The organism is Paraburkholderia fungorum (assembly GCF_046026025.1).
GTDB lineage: Bacteria > Pseudomonadota > Gammaproteobacteria > Burkholderiales > Burkholderiaceae > Paraburkholderia > Paraburkholderia fungorum_E.
Genome location: NZ_JAQQFL010000005.1, coordinates 161608 through 178798, shown reverse-complemented (window position 1 = coordinate 178798; position 17191 = coordinate 161608). Strand labels below are relative to the sequence as shown.

The window sequence follows — 17191 nt, the reverse complement described above, 5'->3', positions numbered from 1 at the left end:
CACGAAGTATACTCGCTCGCTTCCTTCCATTCAGCCTGAAAGGCCTTAGTGGGCGGTCCAATCATGCCATTCCGAAAAAATTCTGTGTCTCCCGACAGTTCGAAGGCACCTTTTGCGCGATTCACGCGCGGCTTGTATACGGCATGGCCGCATGTGATGCACGCCGCGCTGCCGAACCTGTGCGCATTGTGCGGCAATTTGTCGCATAAGACGCTGTGTGGCGGTTGTGACGAAACCTATTGGAACGAAGGCCGGCTGCGTTGCACGGTGTGCGCGGTCCCGCTGTCCGGAATGCGCCGGGCGGGTCACGCTGAATATCGTTGCGCGGATTGCGTCGGCGAACCGCCGCCGTTCGAGGCTAGCTTTGCTCTCGCCGATTACCGCCAGCCGCTGGACACTCTCGCGCTCGGCCTGAAGTTCCGCGCCCGGCTGATGCTGGCGCGCGAGTTCGCACAACGCCTGGCGCGTCTCGCGCAGGACACCTGGGTCGACGTGTCCGAAAAACCCGACGTGCTCGCCCCCGTGCCGCTGGCCGGCAAGCGTCTCGCCGAGCGCGGCTACAACCAGGCCTGGCAGATTGCGAGACCTCTCGCCCGCACGCTGAATGTACGCAGCGACGCCACCTTGCTGCATCGCGTGATCCATACTGCACCGCAATCACGGCTCGATCTGGACGCGCGCCGGTTGAACGTGGGCCGCGCGTTCGAAGTCGCCAAACCGGTACACGGCCTGCATGTCGGTATCGTCGACGATGTGATGACGACCGGCGCGACGCTCGAGGCTCTCGCGCGTACGCTCAAAGCTGCCGGTGCGCGACGCGTCACCAACTTCGTCGCGCTGCGCACGCCGAAAAACTAGTCCCTACCCGAAGCCATCATGTTCAATGTCGTTCTCGTCGAACCCGAAATCCCGCCGAACACCGGTAACGTTATCCGCCTGTGCGCCAACACTGGCGCGCGGCTGCATCTGATCGAGCCACTTGGCTTTCCGCTCGACGACGCCAAGTTGCGCCGCGCCGGACTCGACTATCACGAGTATGCGCAGATGAACGTGCATGCCGATTGGGCAGCGTTCGTCGCCAGGGAAACGCCTGATCCAGCGCGGATGTTCGCCTTCACCACGCGGGGCTCGGGCCGGTTTCACGAGCATGCGTTTCAATCCGGCGACTGGTTCGTGTTCGGCGCCGAAACGCGCGGCCTGCCTGACACGGTGCTCGGTCAATTCGCCAATGAGCAACGCGTACGTCTGCCGATGCGGCCAGGCAACCGCAGCCTGAATCTCTCGAATACGGTCGCCGTGGTCGTGTTCGAGGCGTGGCGTCAGACCGGTTTCGACGGCGGCGCCTGACGGCGCGCCAATTCGGCTTCGTAAAGCGCGAGCATGGCGCTGTCGAAACAGGCGAATATCACGCGCTCGATCTTCGGCGCGCGTGGCAAGGTTTCGAGCACGATGCCCACGGCAATCTTCACGGCCTCGTCGGCGGGAAAATGGTAGATGCCGCAACTAATCGCGGGAAACGCAATGCTCGTGCAATGCGCCTGATGCGCCACTTCGAGCGCGCGCTGATAGCAGGAGGCGAGAAGGTCGGCCTCACCATGCGCCCCGCCCCGCCACACCGGGCCGACCGCGTGAATCACATGATTGGCCGGCAGGCGGTAGCCGCCGGTGATCTTCGCGTCGCCAGTCGCGCAGCCGTCGAGCGTCTCGCACTCTCGCAGCAGTTCCTCGCCGGCCGCGCGGTGGATCGCGCCATCCACGCCGCCGCCGCCTAGCAACGAGGTATTCGCGGCATTGACGATCGCATCCACGGCCAGTGTCGTGATGTCGACCCGACGCGCTTCCAGGATGCGGTTGTGGAAATTGGGCATGAGAACCTCGCTGGTCCGAAGCGTCGATACAACGTGGACAGCGATAGCGGGCAGCCGTTCAGCGCTTTTCGCGCTAAACGGCTGAAAGACAAGACTTATTCTGCTTTCGAATCGCGCCGCAGCAGAGCGCTGACGGCGTCGCGAGGCGCTACACCGTCGAACAGCACGGCGCAGACTGCCTGCGTGATCGGCATCTCGATCGCATGAGCGCGGGCAATCGCCAGTACGGCTTGCGCACAACGCACGCCCTCGGCCACGTGACCGAGCCCACCGAGGATATCGTCGAGCGTACGGCCCGCGGCAAGTTGCAGGCCGACCGTGCGATTGCGCGACAGATCGCCCGTGGCGGTCAGGATCAGATCGCCCAGGCCGGTCAAACCGGTGAACGTCTCCGCCCGTCCGCCGAGCGTCACACCGAGGCGCGACATTTCCGCGAGGCCGCGCGTGACCAACGCCGCACGCGCATTGAGACCAAGGCCGAGGCCATCGGCAATACCCGTGGCAATCGCCAGCACGTTCTTCACCGCACCGCCCACTTCCACACCGACGATGTCGTCGCCGGTATAGATACGCATGGCGCCATGATGGAACGCGGCCACTGTGCGCTCGCGGCATGTCGATGACGTGCTCGCGATCGTCAACGCGACCGGCAAGCCCTGCCCGACTTCACGCGCGAAACTCGGCCCCGACAGAACGCCGTTGCTGCCATGCCCCGGCAATTCAGCCGCGACCACCTGATGCGGCAACAACTGCGAGTCGGCTTCGAAACCTTTGCACAACCACACCACATGCGCCGGCACTTTGCCCGCGTCGTGCATGGCCCGGAACAGACCCCGCAGACCGGCGACGGGCGTCGCCACGACGCATAACGCGTCGTCGGCGAGCGCGTGGTCGAGCGCTGCGTTCAGATCGGCTTCATAGCGAAGGGACGGCGGCAAAGCAACGCCCGCCAGATAGCGGGCGTTTTCGTGCGAAGCGGAGAGATCGGCGATGAGCGCGGGTTCGCGCGCCCACAGCACCGTGTCGTGCCGCGCGGCCAGATGGCCGGCGAGGGCTGTGCCCCATGCACCGGCGCCGAGGACAGCGACCTTCATAGCCGGCACCGAACGGACGCGTTAATGCGTGACGCCGTTCTGCACCGCGCCTTCCTGGCCGCCCATTTGCGCGAGACGTTGCTCGTACAGCGCCTGGAAGTTGATCTCGGCGAGGTGGATCGGCGGAAAGCCTGCACGGGTGATCGCGTCGGCGATGTTCGAGCGCAGGTACGGGAACAGGATCGTCGGGCAGGCAATGCCGACCAGCGGGTCGATCTGTTCAGCCGGAATGTTGCGGATGTCGAAAATGCCGGCTTGCTTGGCTTCGATCAGGAACGCGACCTTGTCCGACACCTTGGCCGTGACCGTGCCCGTCACGAGAATTTCGAACACGGTGTCGGCGAGGCGCTCGGCCTTCACGTCGACTTCGACTTCAACCGACGGCATTTCCTGCTCGAGGAAGATGCCCGGCGAATTCGGCTGCTCGAGCGACATGTCCTTCAGGTAGATGCGCTGGATGTTGAAAAACGGCTGGTTGTTCTCGTCGGACATGATTGAGTGATTCCCTGATAGGTATGCATGGCGGCGGCCCATGGTTTCACGGGCCGCCAGATCGTTGCGGCACATGCCTGCCCTCGAAGTTGTCCTCGCAGGGCCGGCATGCGCCGACTTGTATTTCATCCGCCCCATTCACGCGCCGGCCGGCGCATGAGTAAGGCAACTTCGCTCAGGCAGCTTCGAGCAGCGGCATCAAACCGCCCGCGCGATCGAGCGCGGACAGATCATCGTACCCGCCGACATGCGTCTCGCCGATGAACACCTGCGGCACCGTGCGGCGACCGGTCCGGGTCATCATTTCTTCACGACGGGCCGGGTCTTTGTCGATCAGTACCTTTTCAACGTGCTCGACGCCGCGCGACTTTAAAAGACGTTCGGCCATCTGGCAATACGGGCACACCTGCGTGCTGTACATGATCACTTTGTTCACTTGGCTGCTCCTTGTTTCACAACCGGCATACCGGCCTTCTGCCAGGCGTCGACACCGCCGTCGAGAACGTGGACTTCGGCGTATCCGGCATCTTGCACGATACGCGCCGCCTTGTTCGACTGCTGGCCGGTCTGGCATACCAGCAACACCGGGTTGTTCTTGTTCTTCACGAGTTGCGCGACTTTCGCCTGCAACTCTGCAAATTCAAGGTTCCGCGCCGCGGGCAAATGGCCCTTGGCAAACTCGGCGGAGGAACGCAGATCGACGACCGCCGCATTGCGCCGGTTGATCAGTTGGGTCGCTTCAGCGGCCGAGAGGCCACCGCGGCCGCGCCGGCTGATCGTTGGCCACAGCAGCAACCCACCGGAGATGAGGACGATTGCGATCAGTACAAGGTTTGTGTAATCAGTGAAAAACTTCACGGAAAATCCGCCGAAAAAGAGAGAAATCGAAAAGGGCAATCCACCCATTATAAAATAACCGTCTGACGCGATGGCGGCGCTCCTCTAGAGGACCCTCGCAACGCTTTACCGCTTCCTTACTACCGACCGGCAATCTCATGTACAAACTCGTTCTCATCCGCCACGGCGAATCGACGTGGAACAAGGAAAACCGCTTCACGGGCTGGGTCGACGTCGACCTGACCGAGCAGGGCAATCGTGAAGCGCAGCAAGCGGGCGTGCTGCTGAAGGAATCGGGCTACTCGTTCGATATTGCCTACACGTCGGTGCTCAAGCGCGCGATCCGCACCCTGTGGCACGTGCAGGACCAGATGGATCTGATGTACCTGCCGGTGGTGCATTCGTGGCGCCTGAACGAACGCCACTACGGCGCGCTGTCGGGTCTGAACAAGGCGGAAACCGCCGCGAAATTCGGCGACGAGCAGGTGCTGGTCTGGCGCCGCAGCTACGACACGCCGCCGCCGGCGCTCGATCCCTCGGACGAGCGCGCGCCCTACAGCGACCCGCGCTACGCCAAGGTGCCGCGCGAGCAATTGCCGCTCACCGAGTGCCTGAAGGATACCGTCGCGCGCGTTTTGCCGTTGTGGAACGAGTCGATTGCGCCGGCCATCAAGTCGGGGCGCAAGGTCGTGATCGCCGCGCACGGCAACTCGATCCGCGCCATGGTGAAGTATCTCGACAACATTTCGGACGACGACATCGTCGGCCTGAATATCCCGAACGGCGTGCCGCTCGTCTATGAACTCGACGAAAACCTGAAGCCGATCAAGCACTACTATCTGGGCGACCAGGACGCGATTGCCAAGGCGCAAGCCGCTGTGGCCAAGCAAGGCAAAGCGGGCTAAACCGGGGCCACCGGCCGCCGCGGCCCCCGCCTGTAGTGGAAATTTGCCGCGGGGGCCCGGCAAACGGGCCATTCCACCGGCAAGACCTACCGGCGTACGCGGCGCGCCGGCTGTCAATTGCGCCATCGCACTGCCATCTTGCCGTTACGGCACATTACTTCGGCACCGCGACCTCCGGCTCACGAACCAGGGCCCGCCTGTGCTGTCGAATCACGATTGCCTGCGCCGCGCCCTGACAGGGCGGGTGTGCAGTTATACTTGTCCGTCCCCATCTCTATCGACGCTGCCACGCGCTTCCGACCGCAACAGACTCTATGCGAAAGAACCTGAAAAATATCGGCCTGATTGCCGCGGGCCTTGCAACCGGCGTATTCGCCACCCTGCAACTCTCCGCCTCGGCCCAGCAACCCGCCAGCGCCGCCTCGAGCGCCGTCGCGCCGTTGCCGCTGGACCAGCTCAGGCTCTTTGCCGAAGTCTTCGGGCAAATCAAGCATGAGTACGTCGAACCGGTCGACGATAAGAAACTCCTCACCGCCGCGATCAAGGGCATGGTGTCGAGCCTCGACCCGCACTCGTCGTATCTCGACAAAACCGATTACGAAGAACTGCAGGAGCAGACCAAGGGTCGCTTCGCGGGTCTCGGCATCGAAATTTCGTCTGAAGACGGCCTGATCAAGGTGATCTCGCCGATTGAAGACACGCCTGCATTTCGCGCCGGCATCCGTCCGGGCGACCTGATCACCCGCATCAACGACAAACCCGTGCGCGGCATGACGCTCGATCAGGCCGTCAAGCAGATGCGTGGCGATCCGGGCACCAAGGTCACGCTGACCATCTTCCGCAAGACCGACGACCGTACGTTCCCGCTCACGGTCACGCGCGCGATCATCAAGGTCCAGTCGGTCAAGATGAAGATCCTGGCACCGGGCTATGCGTATATCCGCGTCACCAGCTTCCAGGAACGCACCACGCCTGATCTGGCCGCCAAGCTGCAAGACATCGCGCGTCAACAGCCGAACCTGAAGGGTCTCGTGCTCGACCTGCGCAATAACGGCGGCGGTCTGCTGCAAAGCGCCGTCGGCGTTGCCGGCGCGTTCCTGCCGGCAAATTCGGTTGTGGTGTCCACCAACGGTCAGATCCCGGATTCGAAGCAGGTCTATCGCGATACGTACGATAACTATCGCCTTCAGTCCTTCGACAGCGATCCGCTGAAAGACGAAGCGCCGATCTTCAAGACTGTGCCGATGATCGTACTGACCAACGCCTACTCGGCGTCGGCTTCGGAAATTGTCGCCGGCGCGCTGCAGGATCAGCATCGTGCGCTGATCGTCGGCAAGACCACTTTCGGCAAGGGCTCGGTGCAAACCGTCCGTCCGATGACGGCCGATACGGCCCTGCGTCTGACCACGGCGTACTACTACACGCCGAGCGGCCGTTCGATCCAGAACAAGGGCATCCGTCCTGACATCGCGGTCGACCAATACGCAGAAGGCGATCCGGACGACGCGCTGGTGACCCGCGAAGTCGACTACTCGAACCACCTTGCGAACACGCAGGATCCGAACGAGAAGAAGGAAGCCGATCAGCGCGAACAGGAGCGCATGGATCAACTGCGCCAGCTTGAAGAGCAAAACGACAAGAAGACGCCGGAACAGCGTCAAAAGGATCGTGAGCGCAAGCCGGTCGAGTTCGGTTCGACCGACGACTTCATGCTGACGCAGGCGCTGAACAAGCTGGAAGGCAAGCCGGTGCAGGAATCGAAGTCGCTGACCGAGCGGCGTCTGGCGCAGAACAAGCCGGCAACGTCGGCGTCCGCGCCGGTCGCGGTGAAGCCGACGCAACCGGTGCCGGGCGCAGCAACCCCGGTCCCGGCCTCGACGCCTGCCACGCAAAGCAACTAAGCAGCAAACCCAGCGTGCCTTCGCAGCTTGTCCGGCTGCGAAGGCACGTCGCAGTAGACGCCGGCGTGCGTCTTGCAATATCCAGGACTCAATACCCGGCCCCAGCACGAACCCCCGCTCCCTCGCGCGATTAAAATAACGAAACCGCGCATGGCAGGCCACCGGGCCCGCATTTCATTGCGCGACACTCCACGCGCCCCGCCATGAATGACGATCAACTCCTCCGCTATTCCCGCCACATCCTCGTCGACGAAATCGGCATCGAGGCGCAGCAGCGCTTTCTCGACGCGCACGCGATCGTCATCGGCGCGGGCGGGCTAGGTTCGCCCGCAGCGATGTATCTGGCGGCGGCGGGCGTCGGCCGCTTAACGCTGGTCGATGCCGATACGGTCGACCTGACGAATCTGCAGCGGCAGATTCTGCACGTGAGCGCGTCGGTCGGGCGCAAGAAGGTGGACTCCGGGCGCGACGCGATCGCCCAGATCAATCCCGAGGTGGTGGTGAATGCGGTCGCCGAACGTGTCGACGATGCATGGCTCGATCGCGAGGTGCCGCACGCCACCGTCGTGCTCGATTGCACCGATAACTTCGCGACCCGCCATGCGATCAACCGGGCGTGCGTGAAACATGGCGTGCCGCTCGTGTCGGGTGCGGCGTTGCGCTTCGACGGCCAGATCAGCACCTTCGATTTCCGCGACGAAGCATCACCCTGCTACGCCTGCGTGTTTCCCGAGGATCAGCCTTTCGAGGAAGTTGCGTGCTCGACCATGGGCGTGTTCGCGCCCACGGTCGGCATCATCGGTTCGATGCAAGCCGCCGAAGCGCTGAAAGTGATCGGTGAAATCGGCACGCCGCTGGTGGGCCGCCTCACGATGCTCGATTCGCTGCGAATGGAATGGAACACGATGCGCATCGCGCGCCAGCCGGATTGCCCGGTCTGTGGGCAACAGCATCAGGCCTGACTGGATCCAAGCTCGACGCCAAATGAAAAACGCCGCACATGTGCGGCGTTTTCCGTTTGAACCTAAGCATTTCTCAGCTTCAAGCCAGCACCACACGCTTGAGCGCCGCCTGCACTTCTTCCGGTTCGAACGAAGCCAGCACGTCGGCCACCGGCTTCTCCAGCGTCTTCAGATGCGAGCGCAGAACCTCCTGCTTGACCACCAGCAACTGGCTCGGATGCATCGAAAACTCGGTGAGCCCCATGCCGAGCAACAGACGCGTCAACGCCGGATCGCCCGCCATCTCGCCGCACACCGACACCGGCACGCCCGCCCGCTTCGCCTCGCGCAGCGTGAAGGCGATCAGATGCAGCACCGCCGGGTGCAGCGGGTCGTACAGATGCGCGACCGAGTTATCCGCGCGATCGATCGCCAGCGTGTACTGGATCAGATCGTTCGTGCCAATCGACAGAAAATCGAGCCGCTTGAGAAACAACGGCAACGCAATCGCGGCAGCCGGAATCTCGATCATCGCGCCAACCTGCACGTTCGGATCGTAGGCGATACCGGCATCGTCAAGCTGCCGCTTGGCTTCGCGAATCAGATCGAGCGTCTGATCGATCTCCTGCGCGTGCGCGAGCATCGGAATCAGGATCTTCACCTTGCCGAACGCCGATGCGCGGAGAATGGCGCGCAGTTGCGTCAGGAACATTTGCGGCTCGGAGAGGCTCCAGCGAATCGCCCTGAGCCCCAAGGCGGGGTTCGGTGCGGTTTCGTAACTGTCGCCACCGGCCATCGAATCGAGCGGCTTGTCAGCGCCGACGTCGATCGTACGGATCGTCACCGGCAAGCCATTCATCAACTCGACCGCGCGACGGTAGGCAGCAAACTGCTCCTCTTCTTCCGGTAAATGGTGCTTGTGATTCATGAACAGGAACTCAGTGCGGAACAGGCCCACACCGGTCGCGCCCGAATCGACCGCGGCGCGCGCGTCTTCCGGCAGTTCGATGTTCGCGCACAGTTCGATGCGGGTGCCGCACAGCGTCTGCGTAGGCGAAAACTTCAGCCGTTGCAGCTTGCGCTGCTCGAGCGCCTTCTCGCTCTGACGATATGAGTACTCTTCCAGCACGATCGGCGCGGGATCCACGATCACGATGCCATGATCGCCGTCGACAATGATCAGGTCGTCCTGCCGGATCAGCGCGCTTGCATGCTGTACGCCGACCGCAGCCGGAATGCCGAGGCTGCGCGCGACGATCGCCGTATGCGACGTCCGTCCGCCGAGATCGGTGACAAAACCCTGAAACGTTTGCGTTTTGAATTGCATCATGTCGGCCGGCGCGATGTCGTGCGCGACCACGATCATCTCGTCGCACGTACCGTGCACGCCGCCCACCAGCGCTCCCGACGCACCGGCGAGCGCCTTCAGCACACGCTCCACCACCTGTTCGATGTCGGCTTTGCGCTCACGCAGGTATTCGTCTTCGATATCGTCGAAATGGCGCGACAGGCGCTCGAGTTGTTCAGTCAGCGCCCACTCGACGTTGTAGCGGCGCGTACGGATCAGGTCGATGGTTTCCTGCACGAGCATCGCATCGTTCAGGATCATTGAATGAACGTTGATGAACGCGCCCATTTCACTTGGCGCATCTGCGGCAAGATCGGCACGCAACGCGTCGAGCTCTTCATGCACCTGTTGTTGGCCCGCGCGAAAACGCTCGATCTCGCCCTCGATCTGAGCGGGTTCGATCAAATAGTGGTCTACGTCAAGTGCAGCCGGGGCGATCAGGTAAGCCCGCCCGATGGCGATACCGCGTGACACGGGAATTCCATGCAGCGTGAATGACACGCGCACCTCCTCTAGTTGTGTGATGCCGCGGCAAACCGCTGCAATGCTCTCAGACTCGCATTGTCATTATAAATTCCGCGCCCTTTTCAAGTACGTTCAGGCTGTGTGCAGCGCAGCACGAAATGCCGTAACCGGCCACGACAATGCGCCTTCATTGGTCTTGCATTCCGGCAACGCTGGCCACGTGCCGCCAGCGTAATCGGCTCATGCGCCTTCGCGCTGCTCAGGTGCCAATTGTCTCGCGTTAAAAAAAATGCCGCGGACAGTCGCGGCATTTTGCTTCAGGCAAGGAGAACGCGTGAATTCACTGACCTTCGCCAAATTTATCGGCAATCAGTTTTAACAATGCGCTCATTGCTTCTGTCTCGTCGGTGCCTTCCGTTTCGATCAGCACCGTGCTGCCTATACCCGCGGCCAGCATCATCACACCCATGATGCTCTTGGCGTTGATACGGCGGCCATTACGGCTCATCCAGATTTCCGCCTGGTAGTTGCCCGCGAGTTGCGTCAACTTGGCCGACGCGCGCGCGTGCAGCCCCAGTTTGTTCACAATAGTCGTTTCCTGTTGCAGCATGTGATGGTCCGAAGCGCGGGTGAATGTTGAAGTGAAAGGTGAAACTGCAAACCAGCTGCGAACGGGCCGCGCCCGATCGCAATTGTTGAAAACCGTGCGATCCGCTTACAAACCGGTCGAGCCGGCTTTCTGAGTCAGGTCAGCCTCGGGCGGCAAGGCGGGCAAACAGTCTGCGGCAGCGGCTGCGGGCGGCAAAGCCGGCAAGCAGTCGCCAGATCCCGCGGGAGGCGCAACCGGCGCCGGCGTAGCGGGCCCGATCGCGTGCACACCCTTTGTGGCCCCGGCGAGCGCCTTGTCGACGAGCGTGTCGAGCGGCGTCGCGCGATAACAGACCGCGCGCACCAGCATCGGCAGATTGACGCCGCACAACACACGCACGTTCGGCATTGAAGCGAGCCGCCCGGCGATATTCGCCGGTGTGGCGCCAAACATATCGGTGAGCACGAGCGCGCCGTTTTCTTCCTTGAGCCGCTCGATCTCCGAATGCGCGAACGCAACCTGCTGTACGGGATCGCAATCCGGCGATACGTCGATCACGCCGATACGTGCCGGCAAGCCACCGTAAATGTGCGAAATACAATCGCGCAACGCGGTGGCGAACGGAGCGTGCGCAATGATCAGAATGCCTGCCATGTCAGCCTTACTGCAAAAGATCGGCCCCGAACCGTGGACCGGGACAAAGCCCGGTTCGTAAGCGCCCTCGACCGGCCGTGGGTCGTGAGAGCCGGAACGCATTGTCTGACGAGCGGCCCGCCTCGCCTGATGCTGCGACGGCGTTGGCGGAAAACAACTCGCCTACAGTCCGCAATCCATGCCGGCAGCGCCTCGCAGACGCCCTCGATTCAGCTTGGCGCGGGAGAGCGGGCATTGTAGCAGGCTCATTTTCGCGCCAAAGCCGACGTTTCGCTTGATGCGGATTTACTACATAGTTTGGGGGCCATGGCGGCCATTCAAGGGCTTCGCCTCAAGCTGCCGCGCGCTCCAGGGCGTCGATGAACATCGCGGCGACGTCGAAGCCGGTCTGATCCATGATCTCGCGGAAACACGTCGGGCTCGTGACGTTCACCTCGGTGAGCCAGTCCCCGATCGCATCCAGCCCAACCAGCAACAGACCGCGCGCGGCCAACACCGGCGCGAGCGTATCGGCGATCTTGCGGTCGTGCTCGGTGAGCGGTCGCGCCACACCCAGTCCGCCGGCCGCCAGATTGCCGCGTACTTCATTACCCTGAGGAATCCGCGCGAGCGAGAACGGCACCGCTTCGCCGCCGATCAGCAGAATGCGCTTGTCGCCTTCCTTGATCTCGGGGATGAACTTTTGCGCCATCACCGAGCGCGCGCCGTCGTGGCTCAGCATCTCGATGATCGAGCCGAGATTCATCCCGTCGGCCTTCACACGAAACACGCCCATGCCGCCCATGCCGTCGAGCGGCTTCAGGATCACGTCGCCATGTTCTTCATGGAAAGCGCGCAAACGGGCGGCGTCGCGCGTCACCAAGGTGGGCGCCACGAACTGCGCGAACTCGCCAATCGCCAGCTTTTCCGAATGATCTCGAATCGCCTGCGGCTTGTTGAAGACGCGCGCGCCGCCGCGCTCGGCCATTTCCAGCAGCCAGGTCGACGTCACGTATTCCATGTCGAACGGCGGGTCTTTGCGCATCACGACTGCGCTAAAACCCTTCAGCGAACGCGGTGCGGCTGTTTCTGCGGCGTACCAGGTGTCGCGATGCAGGTCCGTCACGTCGCCGACGATCGCAAAGCGCTGCACGTTCGCCTCGACGTCGCCGCCCGCCCACGCCAGATGCTTCGGCTCGCAGGTGTAGAGCGTATGGCCCCGGCGCGCGGCCTCGGCCATCATCGCGTAAGTCGAGTCTTTGTAGATCTTGAACTGCGTTAGCGGATCGGCGATGAAAAGAATGTCCATGAGGATTCCGGTGCGCCCTTAGGGCTTGGCATTGATCGTCAATATAGTCGCTGAAAATGACGATGGCGGCACGCACGCCGCCATCGTCTGCTTCGCGAGATTTAAACCTGAATCGCTTCCGGATCGGTCTTTTCCAGTTCGACCGATGCGGCCAGCAAGCCGAGCCGCGCCACCACGCCGTACATATAGAAGCGGTTCGGCACGGCTGCGCCGGGCTTGGCATGCGCATCCGGCAGCGCAGTATGCTCGAAACCAAGCGGCACGAAGTGCATGCCGGGCGCGTTCAGATTCTGATCGCGCTCACGGCTGCCGTGCACGCGGTAGAAGCCGCCCACCACGTAACGGTCGATCATATACACCACCGGTTCGGCGACTTCCTCGCCGATGCGCTCGAAGGTGTACACGCCTTCCTGCACGATCACGTCATGCACTTTGAGGCCGTCTTTGGTGGCGGCCATCTTGGCGCGTTCGCGCTTGGTCAGCGCAGCCACTTCCGAGGCGTCGTGCACGGTCATCACGCCCATGCCATAGGTGCCCGCATCCGACTTGATGACAACATACGGTTTCTCGGAAATACCGTACTCGCGATACTTCTTGGCGATCTTCTTGAGCACACCGTCGATCGCATCCGCCAGCGCTTCTTCACCGGTGCGCTCCTGGAAATCGACGCCTTCGACATGCGCGAAGTACGGGTTGATCATCCACGGATCGATCTCGACCATCTTCGCGAACTTCTTCGCGACATCGTCATAACAGGAGAAGTGCGTCGATTTGCGGCGCACGGCCCAGCCGGCGTGCAGCGGCGGCAGCAGGTACTGCTCGTGCAGATTCTCCAGCACCGGCGGAATTCCGCCCGACAGGTCATTGTTCAGCAGAATCGAGCACGGGTCGAAATTCTTCAGGCCGAGGCGCCGCTGCGACCGTTCGAGCGGTTCGAGCACCAGCTTCTGCCCGTCGGACAGCGCAATCGTGACCGGGCCGACGATGCTTTCGTCGAGCGTACCGAAACGCACGTTCAAGCCGGCCTGGCGCATGATCGCAGCCAGACGGGCGACATTCTCGAGATAAAACGCGTTGCGCGTATGGCGCTCCGGAATCACCAGCAGGTTCTTCGCGTCCGGGCAGATCTTTTCGATCGACGCCATCGCGGCCTGCACGGCGAGCGGCAACACTTCCTGCGGCAGATTGTTGAATGCGCCGGGAAACAGATTGGTGTCGACCGGCGCGAGCTTGAACCCTGCGTTACGCAGATCGACTGAACAGTAGAACGGCGGCGTGTGCTCCTGCCATTCGAGCCGGAACCAGCGTTCGATGGCAGGCGTAGCGTCGAGGATCTTCCGCTCGAGATCGAGCAGCGGGCCGTTTAACGCCGTAACTAGGTGCGGAACCATTGATCACTCGCAGACTGGAGAAAAAAGATTGTAGAGCAAATGCTTTGTCCATTTGGGGACGGTTTCTCCATTCGCAAGCGGATGCGAATGCATTCTCGCTATCGCGATGATAGGCAGGGGAATCTGCTGTTTACAAGATAGGCCGCAATAAAAAAGCCCGCCATAAAGGCGGGCCAAAATCGCTGCGCTTGTAGCTGACCCGCAAGCCCCTGGGGCCTGCAGGGGAATTCTTATTCGACGTGTTCGCCGTGCAGGCTCACGTCCAGACCTTCGCGTTCCTGCTCTTCCGTCACGCGGATGCCCATCACCATGTCGATGACCTTCAGCAGGATATAGCTCACCACGCCGCTGTAGACCAGCGTTGTCAGCACGCCCTTGGCTTGCAGAATCACGCTGCCGTCCGCGCCGCCGATGTCCTTGACCGCGAACACGCCGGTCAGAAGCGCACCCACGATACCGCCGATGCAGTGCACGCCGAACGCGTCGAGCGAATCGTCGTAACCGAGCTTGTGCTTGAGCCACGTTGCCGACCAGAAGCAGATCACGCCTGCCGCGATGCCGATCACCAGCGAACCCGTCATACCGACGAAGCCCGAAGCCGGCGTAATCGCCACCAGACCTGCCACGGCGCCCGACACGATACCGAGTACCGACGGCTTACCCTTGGTTGCCCATTCGGCGAACATCCATGCGAGTGCTGCTGCTGCGGTTGCTACTTGCGTGGCGAACATCGCGAAACCGGCACGGCCGTCTGCCGCCACTGCCGAACCCGCGTTGAAGCCGAACCAGCCTACCCACAGCATGGCGCCACCGATCAGCGTGAGCGTCAGGTTGTGCGGCGCCATCGCTTCCTTGCCGTAGCCAACACGCTTGCCGAGCACCAGAGCACAGACCAGCGCCGCGATACCGGCGTTGATGTGCACCACCGTGCCGCCCGCGAAGTCGAGGATGCCCGCGCTAGCCAGCCAGCCGGTCGGTTCCCAGACCATGTGCGCGATCGGCGAGTAGACGATGATCGACCACAGCGTCATGAACACCAGCATCGCCGAAAACTTCATACGGTCGGCAAACGCGCCCGTGATCAGCGCCGGGGTAATGATGGCGAAGGTCATCTGATAGACGACGTAGACCGTTTCCGGGATCGTCGGCGCGAGGTGGCTGACGGTCAGCGTCGTGGCCTTGTCGCCCTTGATGTAGTTCATACCCGCCATGAAGAAGCGCGAGAAACCGCCGATGAACGAGTTACCCGGCGTGAAGGCGAGGCTGTAGCCCACCACGACCCAGATGATCGACACGAGGCAGGTGATCGCAAAGCTCTGCATCAGGATTGCGAGCACGCTCTTCTTGCGCACCATGCCGCCGTAGAACAGTGCCAGACCCGGGATCGTCATGAACAGCACGAGCGCGGTGGAGGTCAGCATCCAGGCGGTGTCGCCCGAATTGATCTTCGACGAATCGACCGAGAACGGCGCGGTCGGTGCGGCAGGCGCTGCGTCCGATGCTGCCGGCGCGGCTGCTGCGGCGCTGGCAGCCGGTGCGGCGGACGCATCAGCGGCCGGTGCCGAAGCCGCGGCGGCAGCAGGGGCTGCCGAAGCGTCCGGCGCCGGCGCGCTCGCCGTCGTATCGGAAGCCGGTGCCGAGGCGGCTGCGGGGGCGGAAGCGTCGTCCGCGAGGGCGGCGCCGATACCGCCCGCGAGCAGCGAACCGGCCATCAGCATGGACATCAATAATTTGCGCATCTTCGTTTCCTCTTGTCGCTATCTGTGTCGCTATCTTTTGGTATTACAGAGCGTCCGCGCCGGTCTCCCCGGTGCGAATCCGAATCACCTGCTCGATCGGGGTGACGAAAATCTTGCCGTCGCCGATCTTGCCGGTGCGTGCCGCGCGCTCGAGCGCCTCGATCGCCTGGTCGACGATGTCGTCCGAGACAGCCGCCTCGATCTTCACCTTCGGCAGGAAATCGACGACGTATTCAGCGCCCCGATAGAGTTCCGTGTGGCCCTTCTGACGACCGAAGCCTTTGACTTCCGTCACCGTGATGCCCGAGACGCCGATGGCCGACAAGGCTTCGCGCGCCTCATCGAGCTTGAACGGCTTGATGATTGCGGTAATGAGTTTCATGAAATGCCTCGCTAAGTTGCGTAACCCGTTGCGTAACCCTGTTTGCGTACCTGTAACCCGTTCGCGTGGTCTCGTTCCGCTGCCGGTAAAAAGCACCCGACAGTGCGCGCCGGGCAGTAACAGCAACTCGCGTGCCATGTTGTGTCAGACTTCGCCTCCGGCCCCGTCGTAATAGGGGCGCAAGCGGCCCTGGCTGGATGGCCAGCATTGGCGGGGCAAGCTGGCGTGGCGCATGGATCGTTGCTAGAGTGTTCGAAGGCTTTTAACGCTGGAGCGCGCACCAAACGGGCTCATGCGGCGGCGACGGCCAATCCGTCATGCACCAAGACGGCCCATTCGGCGTAACAAAGCACAGACGCAACGAAACATGCACATTTTTTGTGCACCAAAGGGAACACCATGAAACAACCGAACGATGTCTTTAACGATTTTCAGGCCCGCATGAGCGAGCTGTTCAAGAACTCGCCGGCCAAAGATGTCGAACGCAATGTGAAAGCCATGCTGTCGCAGGGCTTTTCCAAGCTCGATCTGGTCACGCGTGAGGAATTCGATACGCAGACCCAGGTGCTGGTGCGCACCCGTGCGCGCCTGGAAGAGCTGGAGCGCCGCGTCGCCGAGCTCGAGCAGAAGCTGCCGGTCACGACGCAAACGTCCTAAGTCTTTGCTCGCAGCGCTTTAGCTGCGCAGTGCTGCACATCACTGGCAAGCGAGCCGTGACGTCATCAGCGTTTTAGGGGACTCGCGCGCGCCTCGGCGCGCCGTCCGACGGGAGAAAACATGTCGCTTGCCGTGGTGCGCAGTCGCGCGCCGGCCTCTGGCCGCGCGCCCGAAGTAACCGTCGAGGTTCACCTCGCGAATGGATTACCCTCTTTTTCCATCGTGGGAGCTTAATTGCACCCCCTTTGCTATCCGCATATGAAATATAAGCAACGACCACAAGTCACCCGTGTGCGAAACCGTGAGGAATAGACCGGGAGGACCTTACTAGCGCTTAACCTTCACGAAAGAAGCCGGCAGAACAGCCGCGGGCGCCGAAAACAAAAACGCCCCTTACGGGGCGTTTTTGCGGGAAAAATAGCAGCCTACAACCATGAGTATAGGGTTTTATTCTCGGCGCTCGCCGCTGGCATGCCAGTCAGCTCGTCCATCGAGGCGATGGCATAGCCCTGCTTCGGCGCATAGCCATTGCGCTGCATTTCTTCATATACGCGCTGCATGGGCTGCGCCTCGTCACGCACGGCGGCCAGTTCAGGACGCTCCAATGCCTCAGCGATTGCGGTTGCGATGCTCATGATTG

At 62.1% G+C, this 17191-nt stretch carries 19 protein-coding genes; 6 read left to right on the top strand and 13 right to left on the bottom strand.

Annotation, left to right across the window (positions count from 1 at the left end; genetic code table 11):
• The first annotated feature begins 63 nt into the window (after positions 1-63).
• Positions 64-858, top strand: coding sequence for a ComF family protein (locus PQR67_RS08415; protein ID WP_408456964.1), 795 nt, complete (start codon positions 64-66; stop codon positions 856-858).
• Between the two features lie 18 nt (positions 859-876).
• The gene (gene trmL, locus PQR67_RS08410) at positions 877-1347 is read left to right on the top strand and encodes a tRNA (uridine(34)/cytosine(34)/5-carboxymethylaminomethyluridine(34)-2'-O)-methyltransferase TrmL (protein ID WP_408456961.1); all 471 of its coding nucleotides are present in this window, start codon (positions 877-879) and stop codon (positions 1345-1347) included.
• Here the strand turns inward: trmL and PQR67_RS08405 are convergent.
• The 5 genes from PQR67_RS08405 to PQR67_RS08385 all read right to left on the bottom strand — a co-directional run bounded on the left by PQR67_RS08405 (position 1320) and on the right by PQR67_RS08385 (position 4312).
• Positions 1320-1868 carry an O-acetyl-ADP-ribose deacetylase gene (locus tag PQR67_RS08405; protein WP_408456958.1) on the bottom strand — a complete coding sequence of 183 codons (549 nt, stop codon included), beginning with the start codon at positions 1866-1868 and terminating at the stop codon, positions 1320-1322. The two genes, trmL and PQR67_RS08405, sit on opposite strands and share 28 nt — an antisense overlap.
• 95 nt (positions 1869-1963) lie before the next feature.
• Entirely contained in the window at positions 1964-2962 is a 999-nt protein-coding gene (locus PQR67_RS08400) for an NAD(P)H-dependent glycerol-3-phosphate dehydrogenase (protein ID WP_408456955.1), read from the bottom strand.
• 21 nt (positions 2963-2983) lie between these two features.
• Positions 2984-3454 (bottom strand): protein-export chaperone SecB, encoded by a 471-nt coding sequence (gene secB / locus PQR67_RS08395; RefSeq protein WP_028199036.1) that lies wholly within the window; start codon positions 3452-3454, stop codon positions 2984-2986.
• Positions 3455-3629: 175 nt separating this feature from the next.
• Positions 3630-3890 carry a glutaredoxin 3 gene (gene grxC / locus PQR67_RS08390; protein ID WP_028199035.1) on the bottom strand — a complete coding sequence of 87 codons (261 nt, stop codon included), beginning with the start codon at positions 3888-3890 and terminating at the stop codon, positions 3630-3632.
• Positions 3887-4312 (bottom strand): rhodanese-like domain-containing protein, encoded by a 426-nt coding sequence (locus tag PQR67_RS08385; RefSeq protein WP_408456952.1) that lies wholly within the window; start codon positions 4310-4312, stop codon positions 3887-3889. The genes grxC and PQR67_RS08385 overlap by 4 nt, the downstream gene beginning before the upstream one ends.
• A 137-nt stretch (positions 4313-4449) precedes the next feature.
• Here PQR67_RS08385 and gpmA point away from each other — a divergent pair, with 137 nt between their 5' ends.
• From gpmA to PQR67_RS08370, 3 genes are all read left to right on the top strand, one after another.
• Positions 4450-5196 (top strand): 2,3-diphosphoglycerate-dependent phosphoglycerate mutase, encoded by a 747-nt coding sequence (gene gpmA / locus PQR67_RS08380; protein WP_115781735.1) that lies wholly within the window; start codon positions 4450-4452, stop codon positions 5194-5196.
• A 314-nt stretch (positions 5197-5510) separates the two neighbouring features.
• Positions 5511-7097 carry a S41 family peptidase gene (locus tag PQR67_RS08375; protein WP_408456949.1) on the top strand — a complete coding sequence of 529 codons (1587 nt, stop codon included), beginning with the start codon at positions 5511-5513 and terminating at the stop codon, positions 7095-7097.
• Between the two features lie 203 nt (positions 7098-7300).
• Positions 7301-8059, top strand: a complete 759-nt coding sequence (locus PQR67_RS08370) for a HesA/MoeB/ThiF family protein (protein ID WP_408456947.1) — start codon at positions 7301-7303, stop codon at positions 8057-8059.
• A gap of 79 nt (positions 8060-8138) precedes the next feature.
• Here PQR67_RS08370 and ptsP read toward each other — a convergent pair whose 3' ends face one another.
• The 7 genes from ptsP to PQR67_RS08335 all read right to left on the bottom strand — a co-directional run bounded on the left by ptsP (position 8139) and on the right by PQR67_RS08335 (position 15894).
• A complete protein-coding gene (gene ptsP / locus PQR67_RS08365) occupies positions 8139-9887 on the bottom strand; it encodes a phosphoenolpyruvate--protein phosphotransferase (RefSeq protein ID WP_408456944.1) in 1749 nt (582 codons plus the stop codon).
• A gap of 304 nt (positions 9888-10191) precedes the next feature.
• On the bottom strand, positions 10192-10461 hold the full coding sequence (locus PQR67_RS08360; protein ID WP_408456942.1) for an HPr family phosphocarrier protein: 270 nt from the start codon (positions 10459-10461) through the stop codon (positions 10192-10194).
• Positions 10462-10566: 105 nt separating this feature from the next.
• Positions 10567-11094, bottom strand: a complete 528-nt coding sequence (locus PQR67_RS08355; RefSeq protein ID WP_408456939.1) for a PTS sugar transporter subunit IIA — start codon at positions 11092-11094, stop codon at positions 10567-10569.
• Positions 11095-11425: 331 nt separating this feature from the next.
• On the bottom strand, positions 11426-12382 hold the full coding sequence (gshB, locus tag PQR67_RS08350; protein WP_408456936.1) for a glutathione synthase: 957 nt from the start codon (positions 12380-12382) through the stop codon (positions 11426-11428).
• A gap of 101 nt (positions 12383-12483) precedes the next feature.
• Positions 12484-13773, bottom strand: a complete 1290-nt coding sequence (gshA, locus tag PQR67_RS08345; protein WP_408456933.1) for a glutamate--cysteine ligase — start codon at positions 13771-13773, stop codon at positions 12484-12486.
• Between the two features lie 230 nt (positions 13774-14003).
• Entirely contained in the window at positions 14004-15512 is a 1509-nt protein-coding gene (locus PQR67_RS08340; protein WP_408456930.1) for an ammonium transporter, read from the bottom strand.
• Between the two features lie 43 nt (positions 15513-15555).
• Entirely contained in the window at positions 15556-15894 is a 339-nt protein-coding gene (locus PQR67_RS08335) for a P-II family nitrogen regulator (RefSeq protein ID WP_006048089.1), read from the bottom strand.
• Between the two features lie 399 nt (positions 15895-16293).
• Here PQR67_RS08335 and PQR67_RS08330 point away from each other — a divergent pair, with 399 nt between their 5' ends.
• Positions 16294-16551: an accessory factor UbiK family protein gene (locus PQR67_RS08330; RefSeq protein ID WP_074285568.1), complete on the top strand. Its 258-nt coding sequence runs from the start codon at positions 16294-16296 to the stop codon at positions 16549-16551.
• A gap of 425 nt (positions 16552-16976) precedes the next feature.
• Here PQR67_RS08330 and PQR67_RS08325 read toward each other — a convergent pair whose 3' ends face one another.
• Positions 16977-17186, bottom strand: coding sequence for a hypothetical protein (locus PQR67_RS08325; protein ID WP_408456928.1), 210 nt, complete (start codon positions 17184-17186; stop codon positions 16977-16979).
• Between the last annotated feature and the right edge of the window lie 5 nt (positions 17187-17191).